This is a genomic window from Streptomyces sp. P17 (assembly GCF_032436805.1).
Classification (GTDB): Bacteria; Actinomycetota; Actinomycetes; order Streptomycetales; family Streptomycetaceae; genus Streptomyces.
Genome location: NZ_JAVRBF010001544.1, coordinates 1 through 232, shown reverse-complemented (window position 1 = coordinate 232; position 232 = coordinate 1). Strand labels below are relative to the sequence as shown.

The window sequence follows — 232 nt, the reverse complement described above, 5'->3', positions numbered from 1 at the left end:
TGGCGATCTTCAGCGAAAACGCTTCCTTACGAAGACTGCCGACGACGACGAGAACGTTGTGAGACATTGGATGAATCCTCAAAATGAAAACCGGCGCCGATGCGCTTGCGTTCCACTAACCGGTCGTTCGAGAACTTGCAAGAAAAGATGCAGATGCATGCATTCCAATATCCTGGTCTTTGCGGAATGATTTGACCATCGCGGCAAATGAAATGCGTCAGAAATCCTGTTC

The 232-nt window shown here is 48.7% G+C and carries 1 protein-coding gene; it reads right to left on the bottom strand.

Translation table 11 applies throughout. The annotated features are described in order from the left end of the window. Positions 1 to 26: 26 nt before the first annotated feature. The coding region (locus RMT89_RS45630; RefSeq protein ID WP_315889635.1) for a hypothetical protein at positions 27 to 232 on the bottom strand (206 nt) is incomplete at its 5' end.